This window comes from Rhizobium sp. BK661 (genome assembly GCF_024808825.1).
Classification (GTDB): Bacteria; Pseudomonadota; Alphaproteobacteria; order Rhizobiales; family Rhizobiaceae; genus Rhizobium.
The window spans coordinates 32,727-50,114 of sequence record NZ_JANTYT010000014.1; the positions used below are offsets into that span (position 1 = coordinate 32,727).

Consider the following 17,388-nt stretch of genomic DNA (forward strand, 5'->3'; position numbering starts at 1 on the left):
TCAGCTCCTGGCCGGGGGTCGGGTGGCGCCGAGATCGGCGCAGGATAGCGTCATGATGCCAATCCCTGGCGGAGCGACACCAGGTCGACGACGACATCGAACGGACGGTAGTCCTGGACGAGTTCGCTCAAGACCCGCCGCAAGCCGTCGGCATCTCCCTCCTCGGCGACCGAGCTCAATTGCTCCAGCTTCGGTGTCAGCGTCTTCCATGCGATGAAGCGCTCCCGCGCCCGCATGATCTTGGCGTGTGCCGTCGGCTGGGGATCGTCACCGATCAGCAGTTCCTCGTAGAGCTTTTCGCCCGGGCGCAGGCCGGTCGTCACAATGCTGATGTCGCCTGACGGATTCCGCTCATCCTGGAGGGTCAGGCCTGACAGTTCGACCATGCGCCTTGCGAGATCGATGATTTTGACCGGCTCGCCCATGTCGAGGACGAAGACATCGCCTCCCTTGGCCATGGTACCGGCCTGGATCACGAGTTCGGTCGCTTCCGGAATAGTCATGAAGAAGCGCGTGATCTCGGGATGCGTCAGGGTAATCGGCCCGCCTTGCCTGATCTGCTGGCGAAACAGCGGAACGACCGAACCGGATGATCCGAGCACATTGCCAAAGCGGACCATCGTCAGGATGGTCGACGCGCCCTCGGCTGCCAGTCCCTGGAGAGCCATCTCCGCAAGCCGTTTGGTAGCGCCCATGATGTTTGTCGGCCTGACAGCCTTGTCCGTGCTGATCAGGATAAATCGTTCGACACCTGCGTCGATCGCTGCCCTGGCAACCGTGACCGTGCCGAACACATTCGTCTTCACGCCCTCGACCGGGTTCTTCTCGACCAGCGGCACATGCTTGTAGGCTGCGGCGTGATAGACGATATCGGGCTTCCAGGTCGCCATGATCCTGCGAATGCGCTGTTCATCGGACACGCTGGCAAGAAGAGGCACGATCTGGACAGCGCCATCCGGATTCTCGTCCAGCAACTCGTTTTCGAGGGCGTAGAGACCATATTCGTTCTGGTCGAGAACGAGGAGCGTGGCTGGCTTCAGCCTAGCGAGACCCCGGCACAGCTCGCTGCCGATCGAACCTGCCGCACCCGTCACCAGAACCACCCGGCCGCGAATGTTTCGCTCCAGGAGAGCCGCATCCGGCTTGACCGGTGTTCGGCCGAGCAGATCCTCGATATCCAGTTCCTGCAGGTCGGTGAATTCCGCTTGGCCGCCCGCAAGCGCGTTCAGATCCGGAACTGTGCGCACGGCAACGCGGGCTCCGCGAAGTTTCTCGAGAATTTCATTGCGGCGTGAGCGATCGATCTTCGGAAGAGCAAGCAGGATCGTGCGGACGTTCAGCCGCGAGCTGAGCTCCACGATCTTCTCGGGATCATAGACCATCGCACCGCCGATCAGGCTGCCGTGCAGGCTCCTGTCGTCGTCGAGATAGCCGACGACCTTGAAATCGGCGCTGCCGCTGAGCGCGCCGGCAACTTGCCTGCCGCCGGATCCGGCACCATAGATCAGCATGTTCGTCTGCTTGTTCTGCCGCAGGATCCGCTTGTAGGCCTCGCTGAAGAAATAGCGTGCCATGAACCGGGTCAGGCCAATAGCCAGCAACAGCAGCAGTGGCTGCATGATCCCGATCGTGCGCGGTATCCCGGGAAAGCTGATGGCCGTGAACACGGCCATGAAGGCCAGGCCATAAATCGTGATCGCCTTGATGACAGTAATAAAGGCCGACCAGCCGAGAAAACGGAAGATCGCCCGGTAGAGACCCATTGTAATGAAGATCGGCAGGGCGATCACAAGCGATACGGGGATCGTCAGCAGTTGCAGGCCAGTAAGGGTCACCCAGTCGTTGAGACGAAAGCAGAAGGCAAGCCAGATCGTCAGGATGCACAGGCAGCAATCGACCAACACCGCCAATGCGCGCTTTGTTGGCCTGGGTAAGTCGAGAATGCTCTGGACGTATTTGTCGGAAACCGCCCGCATCCGATCTAGCCCCCGACCGGCTGCGGCATCGACGAGCCGCCAGAAAGCGAGGCCCCGTTACGTCGATCGGCAATGGAGGCCGAACGAAGCTTCATCGAGCAGGCAAAACATATGGCCCCGAAAAGCAGCGCGTAGGATTCTCCGATCGCAAGTCGGTTGTTGGAATTGCTGAGAATCGTGGTGGCAAAGTAGATCGCGAACGTCAGATGGCAGGCAAACGCGCTCCTGCTGACGATGCCGGCCGCGCAAGCCCGATAGACACGGTAAAGGCCTGAAAAGACGATCACCGCCAGAATGGCAAGACCAACGAAACCATAGCGGATGAGGATCTCGAGATATCCATTGTGCATTAGCGTGTAGGTGACACCGCGGTACGGCGTGGTCTGCCAGATCGCCAGCCAACCATTGCCGCTGCCGAAGACCGGTGCGACAGATATGACGTCGATCGCGTTGGCCCAGAGCTGCAGTCGCTCATCCAGGGATGGCGGCGTATCCGGGGAAGCGATCGCGTCCTGCATGACGTGTTCGACGGAAACGCCGCTTTCTACCCGACTGGCGATACCCATGACGGACTCGAACGTGGCGGCTCCGAAATGCGCGACATTGCCACGAACCTCATAGGCGCCCCATGATAATACCAGGAGCCCGGCGATCGCGGCCAGCAAGACGGTCTTGCGCCTGAGGTAGAACAATGTTGTACCAAGCATAAGCCCAAGGGCTGGAAGCAGGGCAACCCATACTCCCTTGGACTTTGCACCATAGACGTTGAGGATTGCAAGTCCGATCACGGCCACGGCAATCGCCAAGATGATCGACTTGGTCCGCGCCGAGCTTCCGATTTCCCATTGGTGCAGGGCCCAGTAGAAGGCTCCGATGAAGAGAAAGCCACATCCGACCGCGCCGTGGATCGAATTATGGTGGAAGGCGGGTGAGATCCGCTCTCCGGAAAGCAGCATGGAGAAGGGTGTCGATATGATCAGCACGACCAGTACGGTGCAGAAGAATGCTAAGAGGATCGGCCTGACCAAGTGCCAGCTTGCATTGAGCGCCATGCCCATCGCGGGAAAGAAGATCGCGAAGGCGTAGAGCCACTCGGACGCGCCCTTTTCATGGTCAACGATCAACCCGAAGAGAAACCTTACCAACGCGAAAGCGCCCCAGGCGACGCAGAGGATCGCCAGCCAGTCGCCTGAATTGGCGCGGATGGGCGCCCTGCGATAGGCGAGGGTCAAGCCCAGGAGGAGAAGGGCAGCGTAGCGATAGAAATCACTTTCTATCACGGTCACCGACATCATTCCGAGCCAGAGAATGGCGAGAACGACGTCAAGGCCTGTCGACTTCACCTGGGTGACGGATATGGGCATTGTCATGATAGTGCATACCGTATTCGGCGCGCATACTCGAGCATACGAAGCAAATGCGTTCCGATCTTGCGGACGCCTCGCAACTTGACGGCACGGTATTCAGCCCTGTTGGCGATCTGGCTCACGGTGGAGCGCTCGGAGAGTTCAACGATATTGCGCCGGACGGTGTAGATGCTGACGCCTGTCTTCCATCCGCGCTCGAGGGTCATGTCGTAGGGAAATTCGATGTCGTTGGCGCTTCGGAGCAGCTTTCGGGCGCCTTCGCGCGTAACAAGATAGCAGGCGGCGGAGCCCTGCGGGCCGTGCAGGCAACGCCCGATTTCGTCTCCGTACTCGGAGACAGCGACGGTGCGGCACCATTTTGACCTGTGATTGAGCAACTTGACCACCTCGGCGGACGGAACAGCCTGCAGGATCGCCGCCGCCCTCTGTGTGAAATCCTGCCGCAGTTCCACGTCATCTTCCATGATGATGGCGTTTTCGTAGTCACTCGAAAGAAAAGCCTGCAGTGCCCTCATGTGGGCACGATAACAGCCATATTCGCCGGGAAGCATCTGCCGCCCGTTCCGGCGCAGGAACTTCTTCTCGTTGAAGCCGGATCTCTCCACGACAGGAATGGAGCGTCCATCGACGCCGGGGACGCGATCGATCTGAATGCCGGCCAAGGTTGCCTGCGACGACACTTCCGCCCACCGATCGGAGGAGCCGTCCATGTTGATCACGTACGCACCGATCGACCGTTGCAAACGCCTCTGTCCTGTTGCCGTAGTCAGTTCCAGCATCTATTCCGCGTCTTTTTTGGCATGATGCACGATTGACGTATTCCGCGTTTCCGGGAAACCGAGACTCATCATCGTGTCGTCTGCCGTTGATGGCGCCGATCCATAGTATTTCCGACCATTCTTATCTACAACACCTTCTGCGTGTGTGTCCACAATTGTGACGGATCGTGCTCTGGCCGGCGTGGCAGGGATCGAGGAAACGTCGGCACCCGCGGCTGCAAGGCGCGCCGCAGTCTCTATCCTCGGATTGGCATGCCATTGCAAGCCCCGATACCATCGCCCTGTAAAGTTTTAGGGCCGCGCGATTAAACTGGCTTTTGTCCACATTGTCGGACCAGACATTTGCTGCTGTCTGTTTATCATCATCTGTCTTGCGCGCGTCTTCGCCTCTGCTAAGCATTCCATGTGAACCGAAAACGGAAACGAAAGAGACCGCACGCATGTTCCTGAGCGATCGACAAACGGAAATAGTCGGGATGGCAAGGTCGGATGGACGCGTGTTCGTGGAGGAGCTCGCGGCACATTTCTCGGTAACCCCGCAAACGATTCGAAAGGATCTCAACGATCTCTGTGACGCACAGATCCTAACCCGTGTCCACGGCGGCGCGACGTTTCCGAGTGGCACCGAGAACGTGAAGTACGAAGCGAGGCGCCAGATTGCAGCGTCGGAAAAACAAGCCATCGGTATTGCCGCGGCCGGGCTCATTCCCAACAACGCCTCGCTTTTCATCAACATCGGGACGACAACAGAGGCGGTTGGCGAAGCGCTGACCAACCACCAGGAACTGATGGTGATCACCAACAACATCAATGTTGCCAATCGGCTGCGACTGTTTCCGACCATCGAGGTCGTGATCGCTGGCGGTGTGGTGCGAGGGTCGGATGGCGGTATCGTTGGAGAGGCGGCGGTCGATTTCATCCGGCAATTCAAGGTTGACTATGCAGTCATCGGGACCTCGGCGATCGATGAGGACGGTGCCCTGCTTGACTACGACTTTCGCGAAGTGAAGGTCGCGCAGGCAATCATCGCCAATGCCCGCCACGTCATTCTTGTGGCTGATTCGACGAAATTCGAGCGCACGGCGCCGGTTCGAATCGCTCAGCTCCCGCAGGTGCATACCTTCATCACCGATCGTTGCGTCACCCCCTCTATTCGGCGTCTCTGTCAGGAAAATAGCGTGAAATTGATCGAGACATCGGCAGCTGGTGCATAGAGACTGTCAAATCGGGGTTCATTTGCCGCAGATCCTGGGCTAGCCTCCCGTCATGAGTCTAGAAACCGTCCGCGCGTTTTTCAGCGCCCACGCTCCCGATATAGAAATCATCGAAACGGCCGAGAGTTCATCAACCGTGGCGCTGGCGGCTGAGGCGCATGGGGTCGATCCGGCGCAGATTGCCAAGACGATCTGCCTGCGGGTGGGTGAAGAGACGATGCTCGTTGTGGCCGGCGGCCTGTCGAGGCTTGACAACAGAAAGGTCAAGGACCGGTTCGGCGCCAAGGGCCGGATGCTCGGCCCGGATGAAGTCATGGATGTGACGAGCCATCCGGTCGGTGGGGTCTGCCCGTTCGGGCTCCCGACGAGATTGCCGGTCTACTGCGACATTTCACTCAGGCGATTTGACGTGGTCGTGCCGGCTGCAGGCTCAACCAATTCGGCCGTTCGAATTTCCACCGAACGCCTGGCAGACCTCACCGGCGCGACATGGGTGGATGTCTGCCAATAGACATTGAACCGGCCAAAAGCTTCAAACCGGCCGAGCAATCCCTATATATCCCCCTGACATCAGTTGGTCGTCACGACAGGAGAAGATTTGATGCCCGGTGCCGTTTCGCGTTTTGCCAAGTTCGCGGCGATTGCCTTCCTGACAGGCACTACCGTTTTTGCCTCAATCGGGGATGCTGACGCGCGTCGCGCCGGCGGCTCCGGCTTTGGCAGCCGTGGCACAAGGACGTTCCAGGCGCCGCCGGTGACGAGGACTGCGCCGGCCCCGGCTGCTCCGATCGAGCGGTCGATGACGCCGCGCCCCCAGAACACTGCTCCCTATGCAGGCCAATCGCCCGTCAATACGCAGCGCCCTGGCCTGTTTAACGGCTTCGGCCGGTCGATGATCGGTGGCCTTGTCGCCGGCGGCCTTCTCGGCATGCTGCTCGGCCATGGCTTTGGCGGCGGCTTCGGCTTCCTCGGCATGTTGCTGCAGATCGTGCTGATCGGGATCGCGATTTCCTTTGCCATGCGCTTCTTTGCCAACCGGCGCCAGCCTGCCTATGGCCCGGCCGCGGGTCCGGCCCCTCATAGCCCCATCGCGGCTGGTGGCAACACCTCTTCGTTCCGCATTCCTTCGATCGGCACAGGCGCGGGCGACGGTGGCGGACAGACGAATTCGAAGCCTGGCGACGAGGTCGGTCTTGGGCAGGGCGACCTTGATCGCTTCGAACAATTGCTGACGGAAATTCAGACGGCCTATGGGGCTGAAGACTATGCCACGTTGCGTCGACTGACGACGCCCGAGGCGATGTCCTACCTTGCCGAGGAGCTTGGCGAGAACGCCACGAATGGCGTGCGCAACAAGGTCTCGAGTGTCAAGCTGCTGCAGGGTGATGTCGCCGAAGCCTGGCGCGAGGATGGCGCCGATTACGCAACGCTTGCGATGCGCTACTCCTCGATTGATTCGCTCGTCGAGCGGGGCAGCGGCAAGCTCGTCAGCGGCGATGACAGCCGCCCGACGGAGACGACCGAAATCTGGACATTCCTTCGCAAGGGCGCGGGAGAGTGGAAGCTCGCCGCGATCCAGGGCACGGAGCAGCGTGCCGCCTGAGGGACGAAGCCTCCCTGATCTTGTCTTGTTGGCCAGGGCGGCCCGCCCTGGTCTGGCCCTCAACCCTCCTGGGCTGCGGAGGGTACGACCCAGAGCGGCCGGTCCTCACGTTTGCGAATGGCTGGCGGTGACTGGTCCTCGACGGCAAGGCCATCCTCGAGCTCCTGGACGTCCACTTCGTAGCTGTAGTCGTAGATCATTTCGCAGGCGCGTTCGTTGGCCTTGATCTTGGCGTCCGTTTCGCTGATCGCGATCGCTATGGTTTTGATGCGGGCCCGGAGCATCGAGCCCAAAATGTCCGTTGACGGCCGCTTTTCCAACCGCTCAAGATGATGCTCGATGCGTTGGGAGTGACGTTCGAGTTCGCGCTTGCTGAAGCGCGCCTTGCGCATTTCCTCGGAAAGATCCGTGCGCATGCGTGTGAGCGGATCGAATGTCCCCGGCTCGCGCTCGTCGAGGGTCAGCTGGTTGACGAGTTTCTCGATGACCATCAGGGCCTGGAGGTCTACCGGGTCCGCAAGTTCCACGTCATAGCCGGTGTCGTCGAAGACCTTCCTGCGCACCGGGTCCTGCAGAAGCTCGTAGGCCTTCCGTACGCGGCTGAAAGCATCCGGGTCGCCGCCCGAGTCCGGATGGGTCGCTTTGGCGCGCCGGCGGTACGCAGCCTTCACCTGGTCGTCGGTCGCGTCGCGCCGTACACCAAGAATCTCATAAGGATTGGTCACTATCCCTCCGTTGTTGCTCGGACATTGCCGTGACATCCATGAAGGGCATTCATCCCTTGACGCCTTCTTCTATCATCAGTGGGGCGGAGTTTGGACAAAAAGAATAAACAAAATCGCTTATCCCGATAAAGCAGGCCCGACCGACGCGCATCTGGTGAATAGCCCCCAGGCCGATGGCCGCCTCGCGAAAACATAGGCAGCGGGACCATTTGCGGTCGTACGGCGAATTAAAGCATGCTCGAGCCCGATGTTAATCGTTATAATGGCGCGGTCCGCGTTGACGCTGTCTGTCAAATCGAGTTTTATCCGCCACCATTTGCCGGACCGCTCTCGCGACAGGCAAATCTGGAGGAGGTTACATGCGCACTATCCGCACGATCGCAGAGCTGCGGCAATTCCTGCACGGGCATCGACGTGAGGGGCGTTCGATCGGTCTTGTTCCCACGATGGGCTACCTGCATGTCGGGCACATGGAACTGGTCGCGCGTGCGCGCGGTGACAATGCGGTGAGCGTCGTTTCGATATTCGTGAACCCCTTGCAGTTTGGTGCGAACGAGGACCTTGCCAAGTATCCCCGCGATCTGGCGCGTGATTCCAACATGCTCGAAAAAGCCGGTGTCGACGTCCTTTTCGCCCCGGAGGTCAGCGACATGTATCCGCGGGAGATGCTTGCCGTCGTCGATGTTCCGCGGCTTGGAAGCGTGTTGGAGGGAGAGGTCAGGCCGGGACACTTTGCCGGTGTGGCGACTGTCGTGACCAAGCTTCTCAACATCGTACAGCCCGATCGAGCCTATTTCGGGGAGAAGGATTACCAGCAGGTGGCGCTGATCAGGCGCATGGTCGAGGATCTTGCCCAGCCGGTTGAGGTCGTTGCCGTTCCGACCGTGCGGGAAGCCGATGGTCTCGCCTGCTCGTCGCGCAATGTCTATCTCGACGAGAAGCAACGGGCCGCGGCCGTGATCGTGCCGAGGGCGCTTCAGGAAGCCGAAAGGCTTTACGCGGGCGGCTGTGACAGTGCCGACGAGATGGAGAGGCTTTTGAAAGCATTCATCGCTGCCGAACCGCTTGCTACGCCGGAGGTGGTCGCCGTTCGCCACCCCGAGACGCTCGAACCATTGCCGTCTTTGCAGTCTGCGCCTGCGCTCGTCGCACTCTTCGTGCGCGTTGGAACGACGCGTCTGCTTGATAACCGCGTCATCGGGGTTAGCCCGACCCAGCATTCGAGGGCAGCATAGTGAGCGCTCACGGCAAAGAGAAGCGCCAGACGACGGCATCCATCCGAGCAATGAAGGGCAAGGACCGCGTCGTCTGCCTGACGGCATACACGACACCGATTGCACGGCTGCTTGATCCCCATTGCGACCTTCTGCTGGTCGGGGATTCCCTCGGCATGGTCCTTTATGGCATGGAGACGACCGTTGGCGTGACCCTCGACATGATGGCCGCGCATGGCCGCGCGGTCATGCGTGGCGTCTCGCATGCCTGCGTCATTGTCGACCTGCCGTTCGGCAGCTACCAGGAATCGAAGGAGCAGGCCTTTCGCAGCGCCGTCAGGCTGATGCAGGAGACCGGCTGCGATGGCGTCAAGCTCGAGGGCGGCGAGGAGATGGCCGAAACGGTCGCCTTCCTCACGGCGAGGGGCGTGCCGGTCTTCGGTCATGTCGGGCTCATGCCGCAACTGGTCAATACAGCCGGCGGATTCCGCTCGCTCGGTCATTCGGACGAAGAGGCTGCAAAGATCCACCGCGATGCCGAGGCGGTCGCGAAGGCCGGCGCCTTCGCTGTTGTCGTGGAGGGCACCGTCGAGCCCGTTGCCCGGCAGATTACCGCCAGCCTGATGGTACCGACCATCGGTATTGGTGCGTCGCCAGCCTGCGACGGCCAGGTTCTGGTGTCGGATGACATGCTGGGGCTGTTCAATGATTTCAAGCCACGGTTCGTCAAGCGCTTCGCCGATCTGAGCCCGCTTGTCTCACAGGCCGTCCGGGATTATGCCGAGGAGGTCCGTAACGGGCAGTTCCCCGCCAAGGAACATACATTCCAGCCCAGGCAGCGCTAGCATCGGCGCTCTCCGGTTGCGGTTGACAGGCCGCAGTTGAGGGCGCTTTGGACCGTCCGAGTGCCCGAGGGCAAAGCCGGCCGTCCCATGCGTTACGGTGCGTCCGGACGCTGTGATCGGGCGAGCCAGTCGGTGATGCCGCGCGCTGCGGCGCGGCCGGTGGCAAAACAGGCTGTCAGCAGGTAACCACCTGTCGGCGCCTCCCAGTCGATCATTTCTCCTGCCACAAAGAGCCCGGGCATGGCCCGCAGCATGTAGTTCGGGTCGATGCCGGCCCAGTCGATGCCACCTGCCGATGAGATCGCCTCGGCTATGGGACGCGGCCTCAAAACGGGAATGGGCAAGGCCTTGATCAGTCTTGCCAGTCGATCCGGATCGTTGAGTTCTCCGCTGAGGGCAAGCTCACGAACCAGGGCGGCCTTCACTCCGTCGATACCCGCGCCTTTGCGCAGGCGATTGGAAAGGCTCGCCTTGGCATCCTGCTTGCTGAGGTCCCGTGCAATCCGGTCGCCGGAACGGCCCGGCACCAGATCGATGACGAGCGAAGCCGGTTCGCCGCGTGACAACCTGTCCCGCAATGCTGCTGCATGGGCGTAAACGAGGCTCCCCTCGATGCCACGCTGGCTGATGACGAATTCGCCGGGTAGGGTGCCTGCCTGCGAGGTTGCCGTGACGGATTTGACGGGCGCGCCGGAAAAGCGTTGGCGCAAGATGTCGCTCCAGTCGACGTCGAAGCCGCAGTTGGCAGGACGGAAGCCATTGACGGTGATGCCTTGCTCGCGCAGCCACGGAGCCCATGTTCCGTCCGACCCGAGACGCGGCCAGCTCATGCCGCCGAGTGCGAGCAGCGCGGCATCGGGACGAACGACCCTGGTGTCGTCAGGCGATGCGATCAGATAGCCACCGTCGGAAAAACCCATCCAGCGATGCCGCGTCCGGATACGAACGCCTGCTGCCTCAAGCTGCCGCAGCCAGGCCCGCAGGAGCGGTGAGGCCTTCATGACGACAGGGAAGACACGTCCGGAGGATCCGATAAAGGTTTCGGTCCCAAGCGCCGCCGCCCAGGCCCTCACGTCGGATGGCATGAAGGCGTCAAGCGCGTCCCGCAACCGGAAATTCGACGGGCCGAAGCGCCGGGTAAAATCAGTATAGTCTTCGGAATGCGTGATGTTTAGCCCGGATTTCCCGGCGAGCAGGAATTTCCTCGCTACCGTCGGCATGGCTTCATAAACCGTAACGGCGTGACCGTTTGCCGCCAGGCTTTCCGCGGCCATCAGTCCTGCCGGGCCGCCGCCAAGTATTGCAATGTCCTTTTTGACCATGAAACGGTGCTTAGGCTTTCGAGCGAAAGTCCTCAATACCGGGCTGAATGGAAACTGCAAGGTTTCCTGTGTTGGGCAGGGGGGAAGCGGTCGGGGTCATGCGCAATAGCGTGCCGATCGCCCGTGTGCGACAGCCGACGGGCGATTGGCCGTCGTCTCTAGTATCAGTCCACGCTGCGCGGTTTGAATTTCGGTGGGCATGGCTTTTCAGCTTCCTTCATTGCCTCGTCGTGGTACCAGCAGCTGTCATAGACGGAAGGCTCTATCTGGCTCTCAAGATCAATAGACTTGCGCGGCTCCGCCGTGAAACGCTTTCCCGGGAAGGCGTAGATCGTCGCTGTCTCGTGATGCACACCAATGGCCATTTCCTGCCTCCTTGCTCATCCACTTCCGTCGTCTCAAGATCGATATAGCATAGATGCACAGGAAATGCGCGATATGATTGAAAATAAGGCAATATTTGTTGGAATAATGTGCATTGAGATCTGCTGGTCTTTGTATCAGTTTTTCGTCGAGTAAATTAAATGGGCAATTGCCTAATTGTTGTGCGGTGCCGGTGTGTTGCCAAATATCCGCCCTGACGAAGGATTTTCCAACGACGCCACCGATCGACAGGGGTAGGGATGTCTTTCTCCCACTAACTGATTGAGTCCGCTATCAGTTCCGTGGGGATCTACCGCCAAGACGAAAAATTGGGCGCCGATCCCCGCGGGACGAACTCAAACTGGCACGCTACGTGCATGATAGGTGGCATCCCTTCGCGGGCGGCCTTTCTGCGGCCGTTTGCTTGAGGATTTGCTCACGGTTCATGTTTGAGAGACTCGCAAATGACAAAGTATAAGCTCGAGTACATCTGGCTCGATGGGTACACCCCGGTACCAAACCTGCGCGGCAAGACGCAGATCAAGGAATTCGACGCTTTCCCGACGCTCGAGCAGCTTCCGCTCTGGGGCTTTGACGGTTCCTCCACGATGCAGGCCGAAGGCCGCAGCTCTGACTGCGTGTTGAAGCCTGTCGCGCTGTATCCGGATCCGGCCCGTGCGAACGGTGTGCTCGTCATGTGCGAAGTCATGATGCCCGATGGCCTTACGCCACATCCGTCCAACAGCCGCGCAACCATTCTTGACGACGAAGACGCCTGGTTCGGCTTCGAGCAGGAATACTTCTTCTACGAGAATGGCCGTCCGCTCGGCTTCCCGGAAACCGGATATCCGGCTCCGCAGGGTCCGTACTACACGGGTGTTGGCTACAAAAACGTCGGCTCGATCGCCCGCGAAATCGTTGAAGAACATCTCGACCTCTGCCTCGCCGCAGGCATCAACCACGAAGGCATCAACGCCGAGGTGGCAAAGGGCCAGTGGGAGTTCCAGATTTTTGGCAAGGGTTCTAAGAAAGCCGCCGACCAGATCTGGATGGCGCGCTATCTGCTTCTGCGCCTCTGCGAAAAGTATGGCATCGACATCGAGTTCCATTGCAAGCCGCTCGGCGATACCGACTGGAACGGCTCGGGCATGCACTGCAACTTCTCGACCAAGTTCATGCGCGAAGTTGGCGGCAAGGCCTATTTCGAAGCACTCATGGCTCAGTTCGATAAGAACCTCCAGGATCACATTGATGTCTACGGTCCGGACAACCACCTGCGCCTGACCGGCAAGCACGAGACTGCCCCGTGGAACAAGTTCTCCTACGGCGTTGCTGATCGTGGCGCGTCAATCCGTGTTCCGCACTCCTTTGTCAAGAACGACTACCGCGGTTACCTCGAAGATCGTCGCCCCAACTCCCAGGGCTGCCCTTACCAGATCGCCTCGCAGGTTCTGAAGACGATCTCGGAAGTTCCGACCACCGGTTACGCGGCCGCGGCTGCCTGATCGGGCCGTCACTATTCGATATCAGTGGCGCCGATCTCGACTGGCGCCACGTTCTTCTGGAGCGTACGTTCGACAACGGATTCGTTCTCTGGAAGGCGGCTTTTTGACGTGGTCGCTTGCTTGCATCATCCACCGGTTGAAATATTCAACCTGAAACGCATAATCCTTTGCGTTGGCAGTGATTACCCTTATAGTTGAGGTAGATCCCCCAATCGCGAGTTGCCCGTGACAGGCAAAAAGAGCCGATTTCTCCGTCTACTTGGTACGCCCGCGTTATTCGCAGATGGCAATGAGATCGTCTTGCCTGAAAAGGCCTATGCGCTTCTCGTCTTTCTCGTGACTGCTCCCCAGTTTGCGATGGATCGTGAGGTTCTGCGCTCCATTCTCTGGCAGTCGGACCAGTCGAAGCAGCGCGCCGGCAGCTTGCGCCAGCTTCTTGCCCGCATTGATCGCGGGGTTCCTGAGGAAGTGCCGCGGCTTTTGAAGGCGACCAACACCCATGTGTTCTTCAATCACGAGGATTGGGCAGCCGACGTCCTGATGCTCAGCAACATGGCCGCGCCCTTGCCTCGGTCTGCGTGGGACCTGTTTCGCGGTGACTTGCTTGAAGGATTCAAGGCGCCGACGATGGAGGCCGAAGAGAGGGTTGTCGTCGAGCGACAACGCGTGGAGCAGCGCCGTGAAGCCCATATCGTCGCCCTTCTCGACGCGCCGGAAAAACTGACGTCCGACGATATCCTTCTGCTCGCCGGTCTGCTCATCGATGCTGATCCCGCAAACGAGATCGCTTGCCGGGCGTTGATGCAAATGCATTCACAGGCCGGAGACGTGGCCGCCGCGCGCCAGGCTTACTCGCGTTGCCGCAGTGAACTCAAAAGCGAATACGGTGCAGAGCCGGATGCCGCGACCCAGGTCCTGGCTCATGAACTCGGGATCATCGTTCCGGCCGGGCTTGCCGGGCAGGCCGCCCCGACTGCGGCAAGTATCACTTTGGATCCCCTTGGTCAGCCGCGAGTCCTGATATTGCCGCCGGATACGATCCTGTCAGATCCGGTGCTGCAGCGTGTCGGTCGCGCGCTTCTTGAAGAGGTGACGATCGGATTGAGCCAGCAGCGTGGCTTCAAGGTGATCGCTGCCCATACCAGTCTCGAAATCGTCAACCGCAGCGTGACCGGAGCGCTGTCAGCTCCGACGCCACCCGAACTCAGGTTCGACTACACGGTCTACGTCACCATTCATGGCCGCGAGGACGACATCTATGCAACCTGCCGGCTGACGAAAACCTCGACCGCCGAGGTGCTGTGGGCGATCGACCTGCCGCTTGCCATCCAGAAGGTCAACCAATCGTTCGGCCAGCTCGCCCGGCGTATCGTGATGACGCTGGCCGATACGATCGAGCGGCGCGAGCTGCTGGACATGACCCATGACGTCAATCCGTCGGCCTATCGCCTTTATCTCGAAGGAAAGCGGCTGGTCTCGAAGACCGACCTGCAGCATCTGCGCCAGGCGAGAAAATGGTTCAAGTCGGCGCTTGCGCGTCACGACAGGTTCTCCTCTGCAAATGCCGGCATGGCGCGCGTGCTGGGAATGGAGTGGCTCGTCCGGGGAATGAAGGACACGCAGTTGCTGGAGGAGGCGGATCGTTTTGCGTGGCTTGCCCGTGACAACGATCCGAACAGCGGGCGGGCGATGCGTGAGCTCGGCTTTGTCGCCCTCTATCGCCGGCGCTTCGGCGACAGCCTGGATTTCTTTGCCGAAGCACAGATGCTCAACCCCAACGATGCCGATATCCTGGCTGACCACGCGGACGCGCTCTTGCATGACGGGCAGAGCGACCGGGCGCTCGAACTCAGCCTGGCAGCGCTCAAGCTCAATCCTCTGCCGCCCGATTACTACTACTGGAACCTCGGCGGGATCCATTTTGTGCAGGAAAACTACGCCAAGGCCATCGAGGTTCTGGATCGCGTCAAGGATCGTCCGGCAACCTCTCGCCTCCTTGCCGCGGCCCATGCAAAGAACGGTGACCGCAGGGCTGCGTCGCGATACGCCTCGATCGTGCTCGAGAATTTTCCCGATTTCCGCACCGACGACGTGTGGCAATTCGTGCCTGACCGCAATCCTGACGACACGCGCCAGCTGATTGACGGCCTGCGCATGGCCGGATTGTCCTGAAGCGTTACACGTTCCGCCTTTTGGGCTGGTTTCTTGTGCTGAGTGCGGTCACGCCGAAATAACGCCTGTCGAGGCATGTTCTCTCCTGTCTGCAGCACCCAGCTGCCCAACCAGGAGAAACCCGATGACGACGACCCAGATCAAGCCCGTTGCAGTCCGCCTGTCCGCAGCCGCCCAGGCCGTTCTCAAGCAGGAATGCGTCCAGCTCGACACGAACGCCACGGCGAACATCGTTCACGCCCTGAAGTTTCGTTGAGGAACATGCGAATGTCTGTTCAGACGGAACTGGAGCGTTTGGCTCGCGATCTCAGCCTGTCGTCGACCGGCATCAACAGCTATCACGACCGCTTAATGACGCCTGGACAGACATTCGCGGCGATCAAGCCGTATTTCAAGGAGCTCGGCATCACACGCGTCGGGCTGCTGACGGCTCTCGATCTGCTCGAAATTCCCGTGGCTTTCGCCACGCGGCCGAACAGCTACACGCTTTCGGTTTTTCAGGGCAAGGGGATCGATGAAGAGGCTGCCATGACTTCCGCCGCTATGGAGGCAGTCGAGACCCGCGTTGCGGAAATTCCGCCAGGCGCGCCTGTCATCGCGACGCTCGAGGGCATGAAGGCCGAACGCGCGCCGATGATCGATCTCGATTCTGTTGCCCGGTGTGTGCCTTCCGAAATCGGTGACCAGCCGCTCGCATGGAGTGAGGGTCTCGACATCATGTCCGATCGCCCGGTCTTCGTTCCCTGGCCCCTGGTCGGCCTCGACCACAGGGGAGCGAGGCCCTCTGGCTTTGAACAGTCGAGCGATGGTCTTGCCTCCGGCAACCGGCCCGCCGAAGCCGTCCTGCACGGCCTTTGTGAACTGGTCGAACGCGACGCGTGGGCGCTGACGCAGCTGCGGCCCTACGATCAGCTGCGCGGTGCCCGGATCGATCCTGCCGCCTTCGGCGACACCGTTTTGAATATCATCGTCGACCGCATCGAGCGCGCTGGCATGCGCCTGCTGCTGCTGAACATGACGACCGATATCGGGGTTCCAAGCTTTCTTGCGGTGATCATCCCGGGAAATCTCGGGGAACGGGTTGACGCCCGCTGGACCCATGTATGTGGGGGATGTGGATGTCACCCCGATCCCATACGGGCAGCGTTGCGTGCCATCACCGAAGCCGCGCAAAGCCGCTTGACGGCGATTGCGGGAAGCCGAGACGACTTTTCTCCGCGCATCTACCAAAGAATGGAGGATGGCGGCCCGATGCAGGATCTGGTCAATCTCTGCAATGAAAAGCCGGTCGCCGCCACATTCGGATCCGAGCAGCGGACAATCCAGGAAAACATCAGTCACATTCTCGACCGACTGAAGGCAAGGGGCATCCAGCAGGTGGTGGCTGTCCCACTCGAGCATCGGCATTTGCCGGTCTCGGTCGTACGAGTCATCGTCCCGGGGCTAGAGGTCGATGTCAGCGGAGAGTATATCCAGCTGGGGCTTCGCGCCGTCAGCGCCATGCAGGGAACTTTGCAATGAGAATCATTTTCGCGGGGCCCAGTTTCGGCGCTGACATCGACAGGCTGCGTGCGGAGAATCCCTCAGTGGTTTTCCGTGGACCGGCAGCGCGCGGCGACATCCTGCAAGCCGTCCAGGACGGCGCAAAAGCAATCGGGATTGTTGATGGCTTCTTCGGCGAGGTGCCGTCCGTATGGCACAAGGAAATCCTCTATGCCCTGCAGCACAATGTGATCGTGGTTGGCGGCGCCAGCATGGGCGCGCTTCGCGCGGCCGAATGTGCCGACTTCGGGATGGTCGGCATCGGGTCGATCTACCACGATTATGAAAGCGGCACCTTGGTTGATGATGAGGCCGTCGCCCTCGTGCATGCACCCGCCGAGCTCGGCTGGCTGCCCCTTTCCATTCCCTGGGTGGACTTCGAACCGACGATCACCCGGCTCTACCGGAATGGCGCGCTATCGCTTGCGGAGCAGAAGATGCTGTTTCTGGCCGGTCGCTCGCTGCATTTTTCCGAGCGAACCTATCCGAAGGCCGTCGAGGGTTGCAATTTTTCGACCGAGGGCCGGGCTAAGGAAATCCTGCGGGCGATTCGCGCAGGCAAGGTCGAGCGCAAGCGAAAGGATGCCGATCTCGTGCTGCAATATCTGCAGGACGTGGAATTTGTTGCGCAGAACCGTGACTGGGGCTTTGCTGCCACCTCTCACTGGGAGCATTTGCGTGCCGAAGTCACGGGTGCTGTCACGCCTGTAACGCCCGAGTAACGCCGCCTGTAAATGATGGGTCGTGTTGAAGCCCCGGAG

Annotated in this window: 16 protein-coding genes; 10 read left to right on the forward strand and 6 right to left on the reverse strand. The window is 60.3% G+C overall.

Annotated features, from left to right (window positions below):
- Nucleotides 1-50: 50 nt before the first annotated feature.
- From FHX16_RS23000 to FHX16_RS23010, 3 genes are read right to left on the reverse strand one after another with little or no spacing between them, the layout of a single operon-like run.
- Nucleotides 51-1,976: a nucleoside-diphosphate sugar epimerase/dehydratase gene (locus FHX16_RS23000; RefSeq protein ID WP_183759071.1), complete on the reverse strand. Its 1,926-nt coding sequence runs from the start codon at nucleotides 1,974-1,976 to the stop codon at nucleotides 51-53.
- Between the two features lie 5 nt (nucleotides 1,977-1,981).
- The gene (locus FHX16_RS23005; RefSeq protein WP_259130576.1) at nucleotides 1,982-3,346 is read right to left on the reverse strand and encodes an O-antigen ligase; all 1,365 of its coding nucleotides are present in this window, start codon (nucleotides 3,344-3,346) and stop codon (nucleotides 1,982-1,984) included.
- Complete coding sequence (locus tag FHX16_RS23010; protein WP_183759073.1) at nucleotides 3,343-4,122, reverse strand: glycosyltransferase family 25 protein; 780 nt, start codon at nucleotides 4,120-4,122, stop codon at nucleotides 3,343-3,345. Before FHX16_RS23010 ends, FHX16_RS23005 begins: the two co-directional genes overlap by 4 nt.
- 440 nt (nucleotides 4,123-4,562) lie before the next feature.
- Between FHX16_RS23010 and FHX16_RS23015 the strand changes: the two genes are divergently transcribed.
- The 3 genes from FHX16_RS23015 to FHX16_RS23025 all read left to right on the forward strand — a co-directional run bounded on the left by FHX16_RS23015 (nucleotide 4,563) and on the right by FHX16_RS23025 (nucleotide 6,939).
- Nucleotides 4,563-5,336: a DeoR/GlpR family DNA-binding transcription regulator gene (locus FHX16_RS23015; protein ID WP_183759074.1), complete on the forward strand. Its 774-nt coding sequence runs from the start codon at nucleotides 4,563-4,565 to the stop codon at nucleotides 5,334-5,336.
- A 52-nt stretch (nucleotides 5,337-5,388) separates the two neighbouring features.
- Nucleotides 5,389-5,847 carry a YbaK/EbsC family protein gene (locus FHX16_RS23020; RefSeq protein ID WP_183759075.1) on the forward strand — a complete coding sequence of 153 codons (459 nt, stop codon included), beginning with the start codon at nucleotides 5,389-5,391 and terminating at the stop codon, nucleotides 5,845-5,847.
- Between the two features lie 90 nt (nucleotides 5,848-5,937).
- On the forward strand, nucleotides 5,938-6,939 hold the full coding sequence (locus FHX16_RS23025) for a Tim44 domain-containing protein (RefSeq protein ID WP_259130580.1): 1,002 nt from the start codon (nucleotides 5,938-5,940) through the stop codon (nucleotides 6,937-6,939).
- Nucleotides 6,940-6,998: 59 nt separating this feature from the next.
- On the opposite strand, the gene FHX16_RS23030 is transcribed toward FHX16_RS23025, so the two are convergent.
- Nucleotides 6,999-7,664 (reverse strand): J domain-containing protein, encoded by a 666-nt coding sequence (locus tag FHX16_RS23030; RefSeq protein WP_183759077.1) that lies wholly within the window; start codon nucleotides 7,662-7,664, stop codon nucleotides 6,999-7,001.
- Between the two features lie 359 nt (nucleotides 7,665-8,023).
- Here FHX16_RS23030 and panC point away from each other — a divergent pair, with 359 nt between their 5' ends.
- On the forward strand, nucleotides 8,024-8,899 hold the full coding sequence (panC, locus tag FHX16_RS23035; protein WP_183759078.1) for a pantoate--beta-alanine ligase: 876 nt from the start codon (nucleotides 8,024-8,026) through the stop codon (nucleotides 8,897-8,899).
- The gene (panB, locus tag FHX16_RS23040) at nucleotides 8,899-9,723 is read left to right on the forward strand and encodes a 3-methyl-2-oxobutanoate hydroxymethyltransferase (protein ID WP_183759079.1); all 825 of its coding nucleotides are present in this window, start codon (nucleotides 8,899-8,901) and stop codon (nucleotides 9,721-9,723) included. The genes panC and panB overlap by 1 nt, the downstream gene beginning before the upstream one ends.
- 92 nt (nucleotides 9,724-9,815) lie before the next feature.
- Here panB and FHX16_RS23045 read toward each other — a convergent pair whose 3' ends face one another.
- Entirely contained in the window at nucleotides 9,816-11,045 is a 1,230-nt protein-coding gene (locus tag FHX16_RS23045) for a TIGR03862 family flavoprotein (protein ID WP_183864085.1), read from the reverse strand.
- Nucleotides 11,046-11,209: 164 nt separating this feature from the next.
- On the reverse strand, nucleotides 11,210-11,410 hold the full coding sequence (locus FHX16_RS23050; protein WP_259130584.1) for a DUF2735 domain-containing protein: 201 nt from the start codon (nucleotides 11,408-11,410) through the stop codon (nucleotides 11,210-11,212).
- A 462-nt stretch (nucleotides 11,411-11,872) separates the two neighbouring features.
- On the opposite strand from FHX16_RS23050, the gene FHX16_RS23055 reads away from it, so the two are divergent.
- The 5 genes from FHX16_RS23055 to FHX16_RS23075 all read left to right on the forward strand — a co-directional run bounded on the left by FHX16_RS23055 (nucleotide 11,873) and on the right by FHX16_RS23075 (nucleotide 17,349).
- Nucleotides 11,873-12,913 (forward strand): glutamine synthetase beta-grasp domain-containing protein, encoded by a 1,041-nt coding sequence (locus tag FHX16_RS23055; RefSeq protein WP_183759082.1) that lies wholly within the window; start codon nucleotides 11,873-11,875, stop codon nucleotides 12,911-12,913.
- A gap of 225 nt (nucleotides 12,914-13,138) precedes the next feature.
- Entirely contained in the window at nucleotides 13,139-15,085 is a 1,947-nt protein-coding gene (locus FHX16_RS23060; protein ID WP_183864087.1) for a BTAD domain-containing putative transcriptional regulator, read from the forward strand.
- A 124-nt stretch (nucleotides 15,086-15,209) separates the two neighbouring features.
- On the forward strand, nucleotides 15,210-15,341 hold the full coding sequence (locus FHX16_RS23065; protein ID WP_259130587.1) for a hypothetical protein: 132 nt from the start codon (nucleotides 15,210-15,212) through the stop codon (nucleotides 15,339-15,341).
- Between the two features lie 11 nt (nucleotides 15,342-15,352).
- Complete coding sequence (locus FHX16_RS23070) at nucleotides 15,353-16,606, forward strand: YcaO-like family protein (RefSeq protein ID WP_183759084.1); 1,254 nt, start codon at nucleotides 15,353-15,355, stop codon at nucleotides 16,604-16,606.
- Nucleotides 16,603-17,349 (forward strand): TfuA-like protein, encoded by a 747-nt coding sequence (locus tag FHX16_RS23075; RefSeq protein WP_259130589.1) that lies wholly within the window; start codon nucleotides 16,603-16,605, stop codon nucleotides 17,347-17,349. The genes FHX16_RS23070 and FHX16_RS23075 overlap by 4 nt, the downstream gene beginning before the upstream one ends.
- Nucleotides 17,350-17,388: the final 39 nt, after the last annotated feature.